Here is a 17,495-nt window from a genome sequence, read left to right as displayed (position 1 = left end):
GTGCACCGTAGAGCGGTCGGTTACTTGACCCGTCGCGTTTCCTTCGATGGTCGATAGCCGAAAAACGCGCTGTAGCATTTGCTGAAATGACTGGGTGACACGAAACCACAGGCCACCAGCACCTCGACCTGGGACATTTCAGTGTGCTGGAGCAAACGCCGCGCCTCGGTGATGCGCAGTTCCAGGTAATAACGTTGCGGGGTGGTCCCCAGTTGCTCCCCGAACAAGCGCTCCAGTTGTCGCCGTGAACGACCGGCATAAACCGCCAACTGGTCCAGCGCCAACGGATCTTCGAGGTTGGCCTCCATCAACTTCACGACTTCGCGCAGTGGCGCGCTCACTGAAATATGGGTCACCGGTTTGACACGCCGGTAACGCGATTCTTCGAACGCCAGAATGTCCTCGATCCCTTCCACCAGCGCCTTGCCATGCACGCTTTTGATCCAGTCCAGCGCCATATGGAAGGCACCGGAGGGGCTGGACGCCGTGAGTCGGTCGCGATCAATCACATAGGGTTCGCTGCTGACCTGGGTCGCCTTGGCGATCTCTGCCAGCGCAGGACGATGCTCGGGATGAATGGCGCAACGATAACCGTCCAGCACCCCCGCCTTGCCCAGGAACCAGGCACCATTCCACAACCCGGCCAGGCTGATACCCTGCTGCGACGCGGCCTTCAGCAGGTGCAGGAACTCATCACTGGCAGTAAGCGCCGTACGGTAGCCACCACAAATCACCAACAGGTCCAGGTCGGGAAGCACCGACGCCTCAAGCCGGGCCTGCGGTCGAATGACCAGGCCCAGATCGCTGACAATCTCACCCTCGCCCAAGCCGAAGGTGCAGGTGGAAAAGAGCCCGGGACGCAGCAGGTTTGCCGTGATGAGCGTATCCAGGGCCTGGGTAAATGCCGGCAGCGAGAAGTGTTCGAGCAGCAGGAAGCCTGTTCGAACCTTTTGCTGTGTTTGGCCAGGGGCTTCGTTCAGGTAACGAAGGTTTTTCCCCTGCATGCCTCCGCTGAATTGGCGTCGTTCCATTATTGTTTGACCGGCTGGTTGGCGTTGATCGGCCCGTTGGATATCGGGCGGATGGGCGCAATGCTAACTGCCGGGGCGGAAAAGGCGTACCACTTTGTTGCGGCTTGTGGGGGCGACTTTCGAGCCAGGGGACTTCAGAGCCTACGCCGCCGATCCAATTGCGGAATCAACGTCTGCGGCACCTCAACCCGCTGCACCAGCGTCCCTACCATACCCGCCAACCCCGCCAACGTCGGCTGGCTGAACAAGCTCCGCGCATCCACCTCCAGCCCTGCCTTGCGCAAGCGCGCCACCAGGCCTACCGCCAGTAATGAATGCCCGCCCAGTTCAAAAAAGTGATCATGGCGCCCCACCCTTTCCAACTTCAACATTTCGGCCCAAATGCCGGCTATCAGCGTTTCCACTGCGCCTTGCGGCGCCTCATAGGTACGGCTCACCACGGCCTCCAACCCCGGCTCCGGCAGGGCCTTGCGGTCGAGTTTGCCCGCCGGGTTCAGGGGCAGTGCTTCAAGCTGCACAAATGCCGCCGGCACCATGTATTCCGGTAGCAGTTCCAGTACATGGGTGCGTAAACGCTCAAGGCCAGGCGCCTCGCCGCGAACGGTAAAGTAGGCCACCAGTCGCTCATCGCGAATCAGTACCGCCACTTCACGCACCGCCGGATGTGCCGCCAGGCGCGATTCGATCTCCCCCAGTTCCAGGCGCACGCCCCGCAGCTTGACCTGGAAGTCGTTGCGACCGAGAAACTCCAGGTTGCCGTCTGGCAGGTAACGCACCAGGTCCCCGGTGCGGTACAGGCGATCACCCGCTACAAACGGGCTGTCGATAAAACGCTCGGCGGTCATCTGCGCCAGCCCCAGGTAACCCCGGGCGACGCCCACGCCGCCGATATGCAACTGGCCGCTGACGCCGGTGGCCACCGGTTGATCCTGTTCGTCCAGCACATACAGCCGGGTATTGCTGATGGCCCGGCCGATGGGCAATTGCACCGACGGCACCGGAGCACCCGGTTCCAGGGTCCAGGCGCTGCTGTCGACGGTGGCTTCGGTGGGACCGTAGACGTTGTGCAGGCGAACCTTGGGCAAGCGAGCCTGAACGCCGCGGGCCAAGGCTTCGGTGAGTTCGCCGCCGCCACACAACACATCGGTCAGGCTGGTGCAGAGGCTGGACTCTTCCAGCTCGAGAAACTGTTGCAGCATGGCCGGCACGAACTGGACCACGCTGATCTGCTGCTCACGAATCAACTGGGCCAGATAAACCGGGTCGCGGTGCCCGTCAACCCGCGCCAACACCAGGCGCATGCCATTAGCCAGCGGCCAGAACAGCTCCCAGACCGAGCCATCGAAGCTGAAGGGCGCCCGCTGCAACGAGGCACCACCCGAGGTCGTCGGACACAGCCGAGCCCCCCACTGCACGAGGTTGCTCAGCCCACGGTGCTCGACCATCACACCTTTGGGCGTGCCGGTGGAGCCGGAGGTGTACATCACGTAAGCCAGGTTGGCGGCGCTCAAGGTGGGGATTTGAGGATTGGTGACCGGGTTGTGCTGCCACGCAGACTGATCAAGATCAATCACCGGCATCAGGGCGCTCCCCGATAACGTGCGTGTAGCCCCGTGGACAAGCACCACCACAGGTGCGCTGTCTTGCAGCATGTAGGCAATACGCTCGGGCGGGTACCCCGGATCCAGCGGCACGTAAGCACCACCAGCCTTGAGAATCGCCAGCAGGCCTACTATCAGGTCTGGCCCGCGCTCGACGCAGAGTGCTACCCGGGTATCCGGCTGCACGCCGCGTTGGAGCAGGTGATGGGCCAACTGGTTGGCACGCTCGTTGAGCTGCTGATACGTCAATGGCTGCTCACCCGCTTGCACCGCCACGGCGTGGGGAGTCTGCCTGGCGTGTGCCTCGAAAAGAGCATGGAGGGTCAGGTCCACCGGAGCATCGGTCTGGGTAGCGTTGTAGTCGATCAACAACTGTTCAAGCTCGGCCGCCGGGAGCATCTGCACCGTGCGAAGCAGCGTGCCCGGCGCTTGCTCAAGCGCTTGCACCAGACCCACCAGTACCGTTTCCAGGTAATCCAGCAGGCGCCGGGCGCCAATCTTGCGCGGAGCCTTGGCCTGGAGCCGAAAACCACTGGGCCGATCCTCCACTTCAAACACGAACGGATAACTGAGGATGTCTTCGCTGCTCAGCAACTCGACTCCAGGCACATCACGCAGCAACCCTTGATCATCGTCGGCCAGGGCGTGCCGGTAGTTCAGCAGGCTGTTGAACAGAGGGGTGGAGGCCGGCAGGCTGCTGCAACGCTGGGCCAGGGCCAGGGACGCCTGCTCCTGGGTAAGCAAGGCGCTCAGTTGACGATGGGTGTCCAGGACCGCCTCGCGCACCGGTTGCCCGGCCAGGCGCAGACGCAGTGGCAAGGTATTGATGAACATGCCCAGGGCACGGTCCGCACCCTCGCCCGCCTGCAAACGACCCAGCAACACCGTGCCAAATACCACATCGTCGCGCCCCGAAACCTTGCCGAGCACCTGAGCCCAGGCCAGGTGATACAGGCTCGCCACGCTGACGCCCAGGGTACGCGCCTGTAGCCGCAGGCGCTGACCGAGGGCTTCGGGCAGCAAGCAGTCGACTTCTTGCGTCTCGCCACGGTCCGCCTGGCGCTCCTGCAAACCGAAGGCCAGGGTCGGCTCGTCCATGTCTCCCAGACGCTCACGGAAGAACGCCTCATGCCGGGCCTGACGATCGGGCGCACGGGTCTGGGCAACGAAGTTGCGGTAGGCAATCGGCGCCGGCAACGACTGTTGCTGACCCAGCATGTGGGCCTGGATTTCATTCATCAGTACCGTGGTTGACGTTGCGTCATTGACCAGATGGTGGAAGCGCAACATGCCGACCCAGCGGTTGTTCTGCGGGTCCTCGGCATAGGCCAGGGCCATCATCGGCGCCTGGCGCAGGTCCAGCGGTCGCCGGCGTGGATCGAAGTGTTCGCGCAACGAGTCGACGACAGCATTGCCCGGCAGTGTCATCTGCTCCAGCGTCAGCCGTGCCTCGCGCCAGACCACCTGCATCGGTTGCTCGATAGCGTCCCAGACCAGGCTGGTGCGCAGGATGTCATGCCGGGCGATCACCTGTTGCAAGGCCTCGGCAAAAGCATCCAGTTGCTCGCGACCGGCAAAGGTGAACATCGCGTGTTGCTGGTAGGGATCACGCTCGTCGGTCATATGGTGGTAGAGCAGACCTTCCTGCAACGGCGCCAGCGGATAGATCTCCTGCACATTGGCAGCACTGCCGGGAATCGCGTCGACAATCCGATCGATCGTCGCCTGATCCAGCTCGGCCAGGGCCAGCATGTCCGGGGTGATGCGCGTGCAATCGGCCGGGATGCGATTGGCCGCAACCTCAAGCTCCGTCCCACCCCCCACCGCTGCGGCCAACGCCGCCAGGGTGGGTTGACCAAACAACACCTGAACATCGGCCTGTAACCCGGCCTGGCGCATGCGCTGCACCAGATTGACCGCCAACAGGGAATGCCCGCCCAGTTCGAAAAAATGGTCCTGGCGTCCTACCCGCTCGACCTGCAACACCTCGGCCCAGATCTGTGCCAGGGCGATTTCCACAGCCCCTTGCGGGGCTTCGTAGCGACGGGTGATAAAAGCCTCCGGCCCTGGCGCTGGCAAGGCCTTGCGGTCAAGTTTGCCGTTGGCGGTCAACGGGAGCGCGTCCAGTTTCATATAGGCCACGGGGACCATCGCATCCGGCACGCGGGATTGCACATGGGCACGAAGCGCGTCAATTGCCACCGGTTCAAGTGCTATGAACCAGGCCAGCAATTGCCCCTCACGGACTTGGGCCACAGCTTCGGCGATCCCGTGATGGCTGGCCAGCGCGGCTTCGATTTCCCCCAGTTCGATACGTACGCCACGGATTTTCACCTGGTCGTCGTTGCGCCCCAGGTATTCAAGGTTACCGTCCTCCAGCCAGCGCACCAGGTCGCCGGTGCGGTACAGGCGGCCAGGGTTGAACGGGTCGTCGAGAAAGCGTTCTGCGGTCATTTCCGGACGGTTGAAATAGCCCCGCGCCACACCTTTGCCGCCAACGTACAGCTCGCCGGCAACGCCCACGGGCACCGGGCGAAGTTGCTCATCCAGCACGTACACCGTGGCATTGGCGATAGGCTTGCCGATGTGCAATGCCCGGCCCACCTCGACCCGACCTGAAGTGGCCACGACGGTGGCTTCCGTAGGGCCGTAGTTGTTGATCACCTCGAAGCGCTGGGCGCGGGCGAACTGGCGCAGACGGTCACCGCCGATCAGCAAGGTGCGCAGGGTCGGGTGTTCGAGGTTCTGGCTGAAAGCGTATTCAGCCACTGGCGTGGGCAGGAAACACACGTCCAGGGGTTGTGCGCGCCACCAGTCCAGCAGCGCGTCGATGTCTTCCGCGCCGTCGTGGGTTGGTGGCAAGTGCAGGGTCGCACCCACGCACAAGGCGGGCCAGATTTCCCAGGCCATGGCGTCGAAGCCGAAACCGGCGACGCTGGCAGTGTGGCTGCCCGGATGCAGGTCGAAGGCCTGGCAATGCCAGTCCACCAGGTTGGCCACGGTGTGATGCTCCACCATCACCCCTTTGGGCTGTCCGGTGGAGCCTGAGGTGTAGATGAGGTAGGCGAGGTTCGTGGGCGTTACGGCTGTTTGCGGGTTGGCCGTCGAATACTGCTGCCAGGCAGGTTGATCCAGGTTGATCACCGGTACATCAAGGGCAGGCAAGCGTGCCAGCAACTCCTGCTGCGTGAGCACCGCTACCGGCATGCTGTCACTGAGCAGGTAGTTCAGACGTTCAACCGGATGGGACGGATCCACCGGCACATAACAGGCACCGGACTTGAGGATTGCCAGCAAACCCACCAACGTCTCCAGCCCGCGCCGGGCGACGATGGCCACGCGGTCGTCGGGTTGAACCCCCAATTCCAGCAGGTAATGAGCCAACCCGTTGGCCTGGCGATTCAACTCGCCATAGGTCAGTGGCCGGCCCTGATACAGCGCGGCCACGGCGTCCGGTGTCAGCGTGGCCTGGTTTTCAATGCGCTGGTGAAGGGTTTGCCCGGTCGGGTAAGCCTGAGACGTCGCATTCCAGTACTGCAACTGCTCGGCTTCCCGGGGCGTCAGCAGCGAGAACCCAGCCACCGGTAAGGTTGTGTCTGCCAACCCCTGCTCCAGCAGATAGGTAAAGCGCTCCGCCAGGGCCTGCACCTCATCGTGTTGGAAATACGCCTGGTTGTAGACACAGTGCAGGCAAGCGGTGTGGTTGTAGCGATTGCTGCGCAGGTGGATGGCAATCGGCAGTTGCTCATGATGGTTGGAGACCTTGATCGCGTGGGCCATGGCCTGGCCGTAGCGGTAATCATGGTCGTCCTGTTCATAGGACACCGACAGGTCGAACAACTGGCCGCGGTCTGCCTGCAATAGCCCCAACTCGCGATTCATCTCGCTCAAGGGGAAACGCTGGTGGCGAAAATCCTGCTTGAGCTGATCACGCACGCCGCGCACCAGCGCGCTGAACGGCAGTTGCTCGTTGAACTGAAAACGCACGGCGCTGACTTGGGCGAACAGCCCCAGGGTCGAACGAAAGCGCGCGTTGGAGCGGTTCAGAATCGGCAGCCCGACGACCCACTCCTGGCGCTGCAGGGTACGGGTGAAATACACGTACATCGCCGCCAGCAAGACGTGGAACGCCGACGCCTGGTAGCGGCTGGCAACCTGCTCCATGCGGTCCAGCAAGGCCACGGAGAACGGCTGCACCAGCGTGTTGCTGGGCGCCTGATCGTTGTCGCGCTGCGTGCGATAACGAGGTACCAGCAGCGGCTCGGGCAATGCCTGGTATTTATCCAGCCAGTACTTTCGGTCGCGGGCGTAACGGGCCGACTCGCGATAGTGTTCATCGTTGTCGATGAAGTCGATATAGGACGGCGCCACCAAGTCCGGCTGGCGGCCCTGCTCCAGGGCACAGTAGATCCCGGCCAGGGATTGCAGCATCTGGCCAAATCCCCAGCCGTCGAGAATCAGGTGGTGGGCCTGGGTGCCGAGGCGGTAATGATCGTCATCGAGCTTGACCAGGAAGAAGCGGAACAAGGGCCCGTGCCCCATGGAGTAGACCTGCGCCATCTGCTGCTGCATCAGGGCTTGGGACGCAGCCTGTGGTTCAGCCATGGTGGAAAAATCGTGCAGCGGCACCTGCACCGCCAATGCCCTGGTGAAGGTTTGCCGGGGCAGGCCGTCGCCATCGAGCAACAGTACTGTGCGCAATGCATCGTGCTTGAACACCAACAGCTCCACCGCCCGTTGGATCAGCTCGGGAATGACTGGGCCCGCAAGGTCGACATAACCCCCAATGTTGTACAGCGGCGAGTCGCCGAGGCGCAGTTGATCCAGCCAGATATCCCGCTGGGCGGCGGTCAGCGGGAACACCGGCAACGTGCCACAAGGCGCCTCTTTCACAGCAACGTCGCCCACGGCGGTGGTAGAAAAAAGCGTCATAAGGTCCATCTCATGGGAGGGGTGTCCAGAAGGCGCGCAAGGCTACCCGTTCAGGCGAAATCAACGAATTTAAGCACTGCCCCCAAGGCTTGTCTGTCACCCGAAACCCGGACAGTTCGAGGCAGGTGTGGGAGCCTGAAAAGCGGGTGGGCTAAACGTTCACTGCTGAAACGATTAAATGAATGTAGGAGATTGACCATTTTTTTCCGATGCCTAGCTAACTCATTAGCTTGAGACATCACAAAAATCTGTTTTTTATCAAGGGGTTAAATAACGATAAGAGTCATTATTTATCCGACAAAAAACCTCCACCTGTCAGAAAAAACGAATTCACTTCCTGGATTCTATGGCAGGTTGTGTCCCCCGTTTCCCCTACATACGTAGGACAAATCTGTATGGCTAAATGAAATCTCGAGCGCCGCATTACGTTTAAGGAGTACGGACGGTCTGCTGATGCACCCGGCAACCGTTGACGGTTTTCGACATCAAGGATGGATGTATATGAGCCTGATCAGCAGTATTCGACAGATGGAAAGCCCAGATTTCTATTTCGAATTGGGAGAGTTGATTTCAAGTACCGGCAATGATCACTTTGCAACGCGGATGCTGCACTTGGTGGACAAACTGGTGCCGGCGCACCTGGTGGACCTCAGTGAATGGACCCTGGACGAGCAGCAGGCCAGCGTACTGGACATTACGTTGCTGGGCAGCGCCGGTTTGAAGGAAGACTTACCCGCACCGCGCACCCTGCACCATCGCAACGATCACCCACTGCTCAAGAAAATGCTGGGCATGGATGATTCGCTGCTGATTCAAATGAACGCCAAAGCCAATAGCTCCCATGTGCGAGGCACCTCCCATCAGTGCAATCTGGTGTCACGCAGGGCCAATCGTCGCTACGTGATTTCGCTTTACCGCCCCCATACGCAACCGGTGTTTTCCCTGGCGCAGTTGTCATTCCTCAAGTGCCTGTCCGACACCTTGCTGCCACTGATCGAGCGGCACGCCCAGGTCAGCCGCCAAGTCCTGCGGGCCGAGCCGGTAAACGGGACGGTGGAATCGCAAACCTTGCTGGAACAGTCACAGTTGCAGCGTGAGTTCTACAAGCGCCTGTCCCTCAGTGACATCACCCTGTCGGCGCGAGAACAGGAAGTCTGCCTGGGGTTGTTGACCGGCGGCACCGTACCGCAGATGGCCGAGAAGCTCAGCGTGAAAAACAGCTCTATCGAAACCTATCTCAAACGCGCCGCCGCCAAGCTGGGGGTCAGTGGCCGCCATGGCCTGGCCAAATGGATGGTTGGCGCCTAAAACATCTTCACACTGGCGAGCCCTGCAACCCGGCCCGCCTCTCTCTTTTTCTTGAGGCTGGTCAATGAGCAAGCTCCCCCTCTCGTTGGTGACGGTTGCGTGGATCCTCGGCGGTTGCTCGCTGATCCCGGACTACCAACAACCCGAAGCGCCCACGCCTGCACAGTACCCCCAGGGCCCGGCCTACGACGCCGCACTGACGGGAGTCGATACAACCTCGGGACCGGACTGGCAGCACCTGTTTCATGACCCGGCAATGCAGCAGTTGATCCGCGACGCCCTGGCCAACAACCGTGACCTGCGAGTGGCGGCCTTGAACGTGGAAGCGTTCCAGGCGCAGTACCGCATTCAACGGGCCGACCTGTTCCCGGCCGTGTCCGCCAGCGGCGCCGGCAAACGCCAGAAGCTACCGGGCGACCTCACCGGTACCGGCAAGTCCGCCATCACCTCCTCCTATTCGGTGACGCTGGGAATCAGCGCCTATGAACTGGATTTCTTCGGACGCGTGCGCAGCCTCAGTGAGCAGGCAATGCAAACCTACCTGTCCACCGAAGAAGCCCGGCGCAGCGCCCAACTGAGCCTGGTGGCCAACGTCGCCAACGGCTACCTGACCTGGCGCGCCGACCAGGAGCTGCTGGCCCTGGCCGAGAAAACCCTGGCAGTCGACGAACGCAGCCTGCGCCTGACCTCCCGCAGCAAGACCGCCGGCAAGGCTTCCTCGCTGGACGTGATCCAGGCCCGCACCAGCGTGGAAAGCACGCGGGCAAGCGTTGCCCGTTATCAGCGCCAGGTCGCCCAGGACGTGAACAGCCTGAGTTTGCTGGTGGGTGGACCCATCAGCGAAACATTGCCCGCGCGCCCACTGGCTGACGACCTGATTGCCCGGGTCCCGGCCGGGCTGCCGTCAGACCTGCTGCAACGGCGCCCGGACATTCTCCAGGCCGAATACAAACTCAAGGCCGCCAACGCCAACATCGGCGCCGCCCGCGCCGCGTTTTTCCCTTCCCTCACCCTGACCGCCAATGCCGGCGGCGCCAGTAAAGACCTGTCAGGACTGTTCAAGGGTGGCTCGGGAAGTTGGACGTTCCAGCCACAGATCAACCTGCCGATCTTCAATGCCGGCAGCCTGCGGGCCAGCCTCGATTACGCGAAGATCCAGAAAAACATCCTCGTCGCCCAATACGAGAAGTCCATCCAGACCGCCTTCCAGGAAGTCTCCAACGGCCTCGCCGCTCGGCAGACCTACAACGATCAACTGGAGGCGCAACGGGACTTCGTGCAGGCCAACCAGGCCTACTACGACCTGGCGCAACACCGCTACCGCAGCGGCGTGGACAGCAACTTGACGTTCCTGGACGCACAACGCTCGCTGTTCAGCTCGCAGCAGATGTTGATTGCCGACCGGTTGGCGCAACTGGTGGCGGAGGTGAACCTGTATACGGCGCTGGGTGGCGCGTGGACGCAGTGGCCGAGCCTGGCAGCCGCTGAGCAGTAAGGTTCAGGGTTTGATGCCTTTGAGCTTTTCGAGCAACGTCATCAGTTGCTCGAGTTGCTCCTCGCCGAACTGTTCCTGGATCTTCAGGTAGTTACTTTCCATCCCCTCGCTCATGTCGACAAAACGCTGTTGCCCAAGCTCAGTAAGGGCGACGAACACCCGACGCTGGTCTTCAGCAGACTTTCTGCGCCGCACGATACCGTCACGTTCCAGCCGCGCCAACACCCCGGTCATGCTGGGTTTGAGGATACAGGCCAGGTGGGCCAGTTGATGACTTTCCAGCTCGCCTTGGCGGCGCAGGATGCGGATGACTCGCCATTGCTGCTCGGTCAGGTCGTGTTCGTTGAGCAGCGGGCGGAAAAAGGCCATGGTCGCTTCGCGGGCTTGCAGCAGGGTGAGGGTCAACGAGGGTCTCGGGGTGGGCATGGTTTACGCGTCGCCAGGGGCAGGAGTGGTGGAGCTTAGAGCCCGGGCCTGGGGTGTGCAAGCTACGAACTCGCATAATCCCCACAACCGACTAAGCTCACCCCACCCAAAAAAATAACAACGAGCCGCGCCCATGCCCCACCCCACCGAGGCCTTCCGTACCCGCTACCGCGCCAGCGTCCACCCCCGCTACAACCCTTGGCTACACGCCGGTTTCGTACTGGGTTACGGCCTGCTTTGCATCACGTTGTTCTGGTCCACCGCCCACCAGGTCCAACCCCTGGAATGGCTGACCATCCCGCTGTCCCTGGTGTTCTTCAACCTGTGCATCTACCTCGTCCATCGCCACCTGGGCCACCACAAACACGCCCTCGCCACACTGTTCTACGCCCGCCACACCGGCGACCACCACAGCTTCTTCACCCCCGGCCACATGACCTACCAAAGTGCAAAAGACTGGCGCGTCATCCTGTTCCCCGCCTGGCTGATCATCCTCCACAGCCTGGCCATCACCCTCCCCGCCTGGTGGCTGCTCAAGCAACTGAACCCCAACGTCGCCGGCCTGTTTGCCGGCTGCATGATCCTCGGCTACCTGCTCTACGAAATCTTCCACGCCTGCGAACACCTGCACGACCACCACCCCTTGGCGCGTCTCCCCTGGATTCGCCAGATGCGTCAACTGCACGCCCTGCATCACCGTCGCGAACTGATGCAAGGACGCAACTTCAACATCGTCCTGCCACTGATGGACTACCTGTTCGGTACCCTGCACTGGGAGCCCGCCACCCACGAGCCCAACGACACCCAGGAACGGTCATGAACACCCGCCCAAGGAAAGCTCGGCACCTGCTCCTGATCATCCTGATCGCCGTTATTGCCTTCCTGCTGCTGATGCCCACCAAGGTCCACGCGAGCAACTACTCGCCTATCACCACCGCCTGTACCCGGGTTCGTTGAAGAACACCCGCCGGGCGCGGCTGCCGCTGCAGGTTGCACTGAAACCCCGGGGACAAAAAAGGGACACCGACCGCAAGGCCTGTATCCCCGGATACCGCTACAACAAATCAGCTCTTGGTGCTGCTGATCAGGGTTTGCTTGCACAGGTGCCCGACATTGTTCGGCTTAACTGACCGGCAATTACTCTAATACCCCGTCATCTCCAAATACCCCACCCCGCCCTCAAATCGCACCGGCCCTTCCCAATACGGAATGCTCACCTTCATCCACGCCCTCGGGTTTACCGCTTCGGGGGTGATGTCGAGCTGTTTGCCAGGCACCTTCAGCGACCAACGTGTTGGAACACGGCGTCCATCGATCTGGGTACTGTCCAGCGGCGTGAGTTGAATGTCTTGATTGTGCAAGGTTTGGGTTTGCCCTTTCTGGTCGATCCAGGTGCCGGTCAGGTAGGACTCACCTTCTTTCTGCCGCACCCGAAACAACATCAATTGTTCACCACTGTCCAGGTGCAGCGAAAACCAATCCCAGCCGGTCTGGTTGGCCGTCAGTGGCTGGCTGCTCCATTCGCGGTCGAGCCATGCTGGGCCGCTGACCTGGTAGGTTTTGCCATCGAGGGTGAGGCTGCCGCTGGCCTGGAAAAACGGCTGGCTGTAGTAGTACGAGGCCTGGCCCTGGTCGGATTTGCGGCTGTAGCCATTGTCGCCCTGAAGGATCAGTGGTCGGCTGGATGTCAGGTGCAGGTCGTAATTGAAATGCCCATCGCCCGCCTTGAGTTGCATGTCGGTCAGCGTGTTCGCGGCGTCTGGGCGGGTGGCGAAACTCCAGTTGTCGATCCAGGCATTGAAGGGCACCACTTGAGCGCCGGCCTGCCCCACGCCACCTCGGGCGTAGCGCTCGGCGGCGTAGTGGCTGGCGGCGGAGGTAACGGCGGCATGGCCGAGCCAGATCGTCGAATCATGCCAGCCCGGTTGCACCGGCCCGGCCTTGAGGGCGTTGCGAAAGAGCGTCCATTGCACGCCGAAGGGGTTGCCCTCGGCATCCTTCAGATTGGCGGTGACGTACCACCACTCGATGCGAAAGCCATCATGGGGGCCGTGATCCTCAGGAAAACTGAAGACTTTGCCAGGCACCACCTGGGCAAAGTCCGCGGCATCGCTGCCAAGGCCCGCGAAGCTTTCCTCAGGCGGCGCCGGCTTATCGCAGGCGCTCAGCAACAGCAGTGAAGCCCACAACAGGCACTTAATCTTCATGGGCAAAGGTCCTCAGCAAATCGGCCGGACGACTGCGGTACAACTGCCAGAGCGGCCAGGCTGAGGCCAACAACGTGGCGAGCATCGCCAGCCCCAGCAACTGGGCCAACTGCCAGGGGAACACCTGCAACGGCAGGCGCCAGCCAAAGGCCTGTACGTTGATCACCGCGTCCAGGCACCACGCCAGGAGCAAACCCAAGGGCAGCGCCAGCACCAGGGTCAGCACCGCCAGCAGCCAGGTTTGCCCCAGGTTGAGCAGCATCAATTGTCGTCGCGTCACCCCTAACGCCCACAACGGCGCCAATTGGCCGAGTCGGCTTTGGCTCTGGGTCAGCAGGCTGATGAACAGCGCCACGCCAGCCACGCCCAGGGTCAAACTGTTGAGGGCGGCGGTGGCCGCAAACGTGCGCTCGAAGACTTGGTTCGACCAACCCTTGAGTTGCTGTTGGTCGACGATACGGCTGTCTTCCAGGGCAAACCGGGCTTGCACCTCGCGCACCAGCGCCGGCACATTTGCCGGTACTACCCGCAGGTTGAAACGCGCCGGGGATGATCCCGGCCAGTGCTGCAACAGGTGCCGGGCGTTAACCAGAATGTGGCCCTTGGGATTGCCATAGTCGGCGTAGATCCCCACCACCGTGGGCGACCATGCCCCCTGTGGCGTCGGGATCGTCACCGTATCGCCCAATTGTACTTTCAACCGGCGTGCCAGTTGCTCGCTGAGCATCAGCGTATCGCCCTGCACCAACTGATCCCACGGATCACCTGCCACGGCTTGCAGCAACGGCCAGTGCTGGCGATAGGTGGGGTCATCCACCACACCAAAAACATCCGCCGGCCAGCCCTGCAATTGCACCGGCACTTGCCAGGTGGGCAGCACCGTTTGCACCAAGGGTTGCTGCGCCAGCCACTGCTGCAACTGCTCGGCCTGGGCCGGGTTTTGCGGATTGACGTACAGCTCGGCGGTCAGCCGCTGCTCCAGCCAATTGTTGAAGGTCTGGCGAAAGCCCGAGGTCATGGAGCCTGCGCCGATATTGGCCGCTAGCGCCAACAGCAAAGCCATCAACGCCAGGCTCAACGCCGGCAACTGTTGCCGACAGTCAGCGAGAAACCATTGGCCCAGCACCGAACGACTACGGCCCAGCACCGCCTTGAGCAGGACGTTGAGCAACACCGGCAAACCCAGGGCGGCCCCCAGCAACAAGGCCGCCATCAGCACGAAACCACTGATCAGGCTGTCGCCCCACCACAATGCCAACAATGCAACCAACAAGGCCGCAGCCGCCACCCAACCCTGACGGCGTAACCAGCGCCCGTGAGCCTGGTGCCAGGCCTGGGCATTGGCCAGCGCCAACAACGGAAGCCGGGCCGCACGCCACAAGCTGCTGGCCCCGGCGAGCAAGGCACCGAGCAGGCTCAAGCCCAGCCCGCTGGCCCACCATAACGGGCTGAGGCTCAGTTGCCCGGCCACTTCGGCGCCGTACAGGCCCCGCAAGCTGGCCGCCACATCCGGCAGCAACAGGCTGGCCAACACGTATCCGCTGGCCACCCCGGCCAGCCCGCCCAACAAGGCCAGGCCACCCAGTTCGATACTCAAACTGAAGATCAGCGCCCGAGCGCTGACCCCGCAGGCACGCAAGGTGCGCAATAGGCCGCGTCGTTGTTCCAGGGCCAGGCCGATGGCGGCGTGGACAATGAACAGCCCTACTACAAAGGACAGAAAGCCCAGGGCATCAAGGTTCAAGTGGAAGCTTTCAGTCAGGCGCGCGAGGTTGTTTTCCTCGCCGGCCTTGAGTTGCAGCTGACCGCTTATCTCTGCCGGCAAGGCGGGATGCGTCGCGGCAAAGGCCTTGTCCAGCAATAGCCGCGACAAGCGTTGGGGCATGTCCAGCAGTGGTTGAGCAAAGCCGATGTCGGTCAGCAAGAGACCGGGGGCCATATCGGGCTGTGCCTGCAGCGGTGGCAAAGGCTGGCCACTGGCTGTCAGGGGTTGCTCGCCCTCTTGCAGGCCCAACGCTTGCAGCGTCTTTGGAGCGACCCAGGTACGGCCCGGCGGAGTGAAGAAGGCGACCCTCTGCCCACGGTCCAGGGTCTGCCCGGCAAGTGATCCGCCTCCCGGCAGCGACACCGGGTCAATGCCCATCAATTGCACACGCTGGTCTTCGTGCCCTTGGAGCACCACACGGCCCTGGACCACTGGAGACACCGGCCACCCGGCACGGCGCAGCGTGACAAACAACGCCTGCGAAAAACTCGAACCGTCCGGCGCGACAAGGCTGGCCTGGGGTTCACCACCGATCAACTGACTGGCCCGGGCATAGCTGTCACGCGCCTGGCTGTTGAGCGCTTGCACGCCGGTCAACAGCGCAGTGGCCAGCCACAACCCGGTCAGCACACTGAAAAACTGCACCGGGTGCCGACGCCAATGGCTGAGCAGCGCCCGCAACGTCCAATAAATAACCCGCATCTCAGCGGGCCTGCGCCGCAACCACATGGCCGCGATGCAATACCATCTGCCGGTCCAGGCGCGCCGCGATTCGAGGGCTGTGGGTGACCATCAGCAAGCTGGTGGCGCTGTCGTGCAAAAGGTCGAGCAGCAGTTGCAGCACCTCGTCGCTGGTGGCTTCGTCGAGGTTGCCGGTGGGCTCGTCCGCCAGCAGTAACCCTGGCCGGGACGCCAGCGCGCGTCCTACCGCCACCCGCTGTTGCTGGCCACCGGATAACTGTTCCGGGTAACGCTGGAGCAAATCCCCCAGTCCCAGGCGCTCCACCAGTTGCGCCTGCCACAACGGATCAAAACGCCCTGCCAGGCGCGCCTGAAACGCCAGGTTGTCCTCCACCCGCAGGCTACCGATCAGGTTGAACTGCTGGAACACCAAGCCAATTTCGGTGCGGCGCCAGTGGGCCAGTTGCGATTCGGTCATGCGGTCCAGGCGCTGCTCACCCACCTCAATAGTGCCTCGATCCACGTGGTCGAGCCCGGCTACCAGGTGCAGTAAGGTACTTTTCCCACTTCCAGACTCGCCCATCAACGCCAGACTGCTACGCTCACCGAGGTCGAGGTCGACACCTGTCAAAACCACCAATGGCCCCGAGGGTGTTCCGTAGTTCTTGAAGACACCTCGCACCTGCAACATTTGAACACCCACCTGCCATCGGACTGAAAGCAGAGAATAACGGTTGTCACATTTTTATGTCACAACACAGGGCCAAAGGAGAGCCCTCATGAACCACCGCATTTTTTTCACATTCATTTCACTGGCCGTCAACCTCCCGCACTTTAAATTGCCCCCTCATGTGCAGATAACACATCCGTTACCTGCAACTTACTAGTTGCCGTACCTAAATGTTTTTACATCGAGATGTTCAGCAAAAAGACAGCAGCGCTGTGACAGGCTCTTGCTCCATTGCAAACCGCCACCTGTTAGTTGTGCCTGTTTAATTTAACGCTATCAATAGCTGCCCATGGTGAATAGTGTGGTTGACCTGACCCTGCCCAAATCCCGCTCGCGCTGGGCTTCGGTAAAACGACTCAAGAAGCTCTGGCTGAGCCTGGTGGGTATTGCCGTGACTGGCGTGTTGGTGACTGGCGTGATGTTATGGCCAACTACGCCCCCGGACTTGAGTGCGGGCCATCGCATGCTCAGCTCGGGCGTCGTGTCCAGTTGGCGTGACGGCGACCTGATCGTTCTGATACGCCACGAGGAGCGCTGCGACCGCTCCAGCAACCCTTGCCTGGGCCCAGCAGACGGCCTGACCGTTACCGGCACTGTCATCGCCACTGCCGTGGGCAAAGCCTTTCAAACCCTGGGCATGGCCAACAGTGATGTACTGAGCAGCCCAGCCACGCGTACCGCACAGACCTCGCTCTTCATGTTCGGCAAGACCGAGTTGTCCCCCGGCCCTCTGGCCATCTGCGGCAACGCCATCGCCGAGGAGTTGATTGCGCATAAAGCCGACGGGCGCAACCTGCTGCTGGTGACCCACAGTGCCTGCATCAGCGACCTGGAGAAGGAACTCGGCTACCCACATGCCGTTCACGCCGAATACGGCAGCGCGCTGTTCGTGAGGGTCGGTGCCAATGGAAAACTCAAGGCACTGGGTATCATGAATACAAAGGACTGGCCGACCGCACTCAAACAACTTTAAACACTTTATTACATCTAATCACACCCAGTTTGTTCAGCAAAAAGACAGCCATGACATGGCATCTTTTACTGTTCGAATACAGGCTCACCCTGCGCGCTTTAGTAGCCAGCTAACAAATAGTGTTTATACATGATGAAAATTTCAGTGCGTTGTTGGATATCGCACCCGACACCGGTTTGACTGCAATGCGCGGCTCTTTGTTCTTCCTGACGACTAACAGACTGTTTAAGGGATGACGCTCTGTGCGTGTTTTTTATATTGAGTTTCCACCCCCGGCCCACCCGAGAAACCCCGGCACCTGCTCTTTCGCGGATTCGACACTCACGTCGACTCGCCGCCAACGCTG

At 61.5% G+C, this 17,495-nt stretch carries 11 protein-coding genes; 5 read left to right on the top strand and 6 right to left on the bottom strand.

Going from position 1 to position 17,495, the window contains the following annotated elements; genetic code table 11:
- Positions 1 to 20: 20 nt before the first annotated feature.
- Together J7E41_RS24700 and J7E41_RS24695 are read right to left on the bottom strand one after the other, a co-directional pair.
- Positions 21 to 1,034 (bottom strand): GlxA family transcriptional regulator, encoded by a 1,014-nt coding sequence (locus J7E41_RS24700; RefSeq protein ID WP_353049425.1) that lies wholly within the window; start codon positions 1,032 to 1,034, stop codon positions 21 to 23.
- 131 nt (positions 1,035 to 1,165) lie between these two features.
- Positions 1,166 to 7,501 (bottom strand): non-ribosomal peptide synthetase, encoded by a 6,336-nt coding sequence (locus J7E41_RS24695; protein WP_251029667.1) that lies wholly within the window; start codon positions 7,499 to 7,501, stop codon positions 1,166 to 1,168.
- 564 nt (positions 7,502 to 8,065) lie between these two features.
- On the opposite strand from J7E41_RS24695, the gene J7E41_RS24690 reads away from it, so the two are divergent.
- Together J7E41_RS24690 and J7E41_RS24685 are read left to right on the top strand one after the other, a co-directional pair.
- Complete coding sequence (locus J7E41_RS24690) at positions 8,066 to 8,872, top strand: helix-turn-helix transcriptional regulator (protein WP_214996905.1); 807 nt, start codon at positions 8,066 to 8,068, stop codon at positions 8,870 to 8,872.
- Between the two features lie 64 nt (positions 8,873 to 8,936).
- Complete coding sequence (locus J7E41_RS24685; RefSeq protein ID WP_214996904.1) at positions 8,937 to 10,367, top strand: efflux transporter outer membrane subunit; 1,431 nt, start codon at positions 8,937 to 8,939, stop codon at positions 10,365 to 10,367.
- Between the two features lie 3 nt (positions 10,368 to 10,370).
- Here J7E41_RS24685 and hpaR read toward each other — a convergent pair whose 3' ends face one another.
- A complete protein-coding gene (hpaR, locus tag J7E41_RS24680; protein WP_214996903.1) occupies positions 10,371 to 10,793 on the bottom strand; it encodes a homoprotocatechuate degradation operon regulator HpaR in 423 nt (140 codons plus the stop codon).
- A gap of 133 nt (positions 10,794 to 10,926) precedes the next feature.
- Between hpaR and J7E41_RS24675 the strand changes: the two genes are divergently transcribed.
- Both J7E41_RS24675 and J7E41_RS24670 read left to right on the top strand, forming a co-directional pair.
- Positions 10,927 to 11,613, top strand: coding sequence for a sterol desaturase family protein (locus J7E41_RS24675; RefSeq protein WP_214996902.1), 687 nt, complete (start codon positions 10,927 to 10,929; stop codon positions 11,611 to 11,613).
- A complete protein-coding gene (locus tag J7E41_RS24670) occupies positions 11,610 to 11,750 on the top strand; it encodes a hypothetical protein (protein ID WP_214996901.1) in 141 nt (46 codons plus the stop codon). Before J7E41_RS24675 ends, J7E41_RS24670 begins: the two co-directional genes overlap by 4 nt.
- Positions 11,751 to 11,935: 185 nt before the next feature.
- Here the strand turns inward: J7E41_RS24670 and J7E41_RS24665 are convergent, their stop codons facing one another.
- Genes J7E41_RS24665 through J7E41_RS24655 form a run of 3 tightly spaced genes read right to left on the bottom strand, consistent with a single transcriptional unit; the run spans position 11,936 to position 16,137 of the window.
- On the bottom strand, positions 11,936 to 13,000 hold the full coding sequence (locus J7E41_RS24665; protein WP_214996900.1) for a lipocalin-like domain-containing protein: 1,065 nt from the start codon (positions 12,998 to 13,000) through the stop codon (positions 11,936 to 11,938).
- The gene (locus J7E41_RS24660; protein ID WP_214996899.1) at positions 12,990 to 15,467 is read right to left on the bottom strand and encodes an ABC transporter permease; all 2,478 of its coding nucleotides are present in this window, start codon (positions 15,465 to 15,467) and stop codon (positions 12,990 to 12,992) included. Before J7E41_RS24660 ends, J7E41_RS24665 begins: the two co-directional genes overlap by 11 nt.
- Before the next feature lies 1 nt (position 15,468).
- The gene (locus J7E41_RS24655) at positions 15,469 to 16,137 is read right to left on the bottom strand and encodes an ABC transporter ATP-binding protein (RefSeq protein ID WP_214996898.1); all 669 of its coding nucleotides are present in this window, start codon (positions 16,135 to 16,137) and stop codon (positions 15,469 to 15,471) included.
- Positions 16,138 to 16,465: 328 nt separating this feature from the next.
- Between J7E41_RS24655 and J7E41_RS24650 the strand changes: the two genes are divergently transcribed.
- Entirely contained in the window at positions 16,466 to 17,149 is a 684-nt protein-coding gene (locus J7E41_RS24650) for a histidine phosphatase family protein (protein ID WP_214996897.1), read from the top strand.
- Positions 17,150 to 17,495: the final 346 nt, after the last annotated feature.

Source organism: Pseudomonas fluorescens (genome assembly GCF_018614655.1).
GTDB classification, from domain to species: Bacteria; Pseudomonadota; Gammaproteobacteria; order Pseudomonadales; family Pseudomonadaceae; genus Aquipseudomonas; species Aquipseudomonas fluorescens_BX.
This window is presented reverse-complemented; position numbering and strand designations above follow the sequence as displayed.